The sequence below is a fragment of the Halorhodospira sp. 9622 genome (assembly GCF_022228025.1).
Taxonomy (GTDB): domain Bacteria; phylum Pseudomonadota; class Gammaproteobacteria; order Nitrococcales; family Halorhodospiraceae; genus Halorhodospira; species Halorhodospira halophila_A.
Window position 1 is genome coordinate 1 of record NZ_JAJNRE010000071.1, and the last position, 1,417, is coordinate 1,417.

A 1,417-nucleotide genomic window follows, 5' to 3' on the forward strand; every position below is an offset into this window, starting at 1 on the left:
TGGCCTGGGCCAGGCTGACGTACTTGCTCACTGCCCCCTTGGACAGCCCGCAGGCCCGGGCGATCTGCGCGTGACTGAGCTTCGCCTCGTGCTTGAGGCGCAGTACCTCGACGATCTTCTTCATTGGAACCCTCTCCCCCGGCATGGCCGCCTCCGCTCGGGCAAAGGCAACCGGTATGCCGGATCAAGCTGAAGGATTCCAGTGGGTTGGATGCGATTCCGCGATCGTGACCGCCGATTCCGGCACCGTGACCAGCGATTCCGCAATGCACCTCGGAATCGGTCACGTTCAGCCGGAAAACGCGGTCACGATGGCCCGGAATGGCCGGTCACGTTCACGCGGAAAACGCGGTCACGATCGTCCGGAATACGCAGGGGGCGAGGCGCGGGGTGGACTCAAATACATACTTAACCCAAAGCAACCGGATATGGATCAGACCCAGTGGTTGTCAACTGCGTAGCTCTAAAGCCCTATCCCCGCGCACACAAGCCCTAATCAGGCAAGCCGGAAGCTCAAGAATAAATGACCCTAAATCAAAAAAAGAAAATCACTGTCCGTCGCGCACCAACCGGACCCTGTAGTTGTTGAGGCGTTAAAGTTGTGCATGGATCATCCTCCTCATACTGCAAAATTGTCGTGGCGTGGCAAGCCGGCGCTTGAACCGCCTGAGCGGCGCCCGTGAGCACCATGAGCCCGTCAGGGCGAAAGCGCTGTCCTTACGCATGACTGGATTCGCCTAGTTTTGAAGCGTGTTAAGCATCTCTTAGAAGCCCACGCCTGCCAACCTCGATCCATCGCGTCCCGCCGATTGGCGCCTATGCAATGCTGCCCCCGGTGGCGGATTGGGATAGCCCGTGACAGTCACGGGGTGCACAATCCACGGCTACGCAGCAACGACACCCTGCGGGCGGCAGCTTATGAACCGCTCCCGGTCCGCGCGCTTCCTGCCGCCGGGCGCCGCAGCCGAGCAGTGCCACGACCTGTGCTGCGTCAGCGGGCTTGCCACAGGCGCAGCATCTGGTCCCGTGAACCGGATACCACCTGCCAATCATCCGGGCTGAAAGCCACCGAGGTCACACCGTCCCCCTGCCCTTCGAAGGTGTGCAACTGGTCACCGCTGTCGACATCCCAAAGGCGCAGCCGGCCATCGTCTGAACCTGACATCATCCGCTTGCCGTCGCCGCTGAAAGCCACCGAGGTCACAGCGCGCCCATGGCCCTCGAACGTACGCAGCAACCGCCCACTGTCGGCATCCCACAGGCGCAACGTGTCGTCGTTTGCACCCGACAGCACCCTCTTGCCATCCGGACCAAAGGCCACAGAGCGCACATCGTGCTCATGCCCCTCGAAGGTCCGCAGCTGCCGCCCACTGTCCACATCCCACAGGCGCAGCGTGTTGTCAGCTGAACCCGACAC

General features: G+C 61.8%; 2 protein-coding genes. Both read right to left on the reverse strand.

Annotated features, from left to right (window positions below; translation table 11 throughout):
• The coding region (locus tag LRG07_RS13590) for a winged helix-turn-helix transcriptional regulator (RefSeq protein WP_238642728.1) at positions 1-145 on the reverse strand (145 nt) is incomplete at its 3' end.
• 846 nt (positions 146-991) lie between these two features.
• Positions 992-1,417: WD40 repeat domain-containing protein (locus tag LRG07_RS13595; protein WP_238642726.1), on the reverse strand; the 426-nt coding region annotated here is incomplete at its 5' end.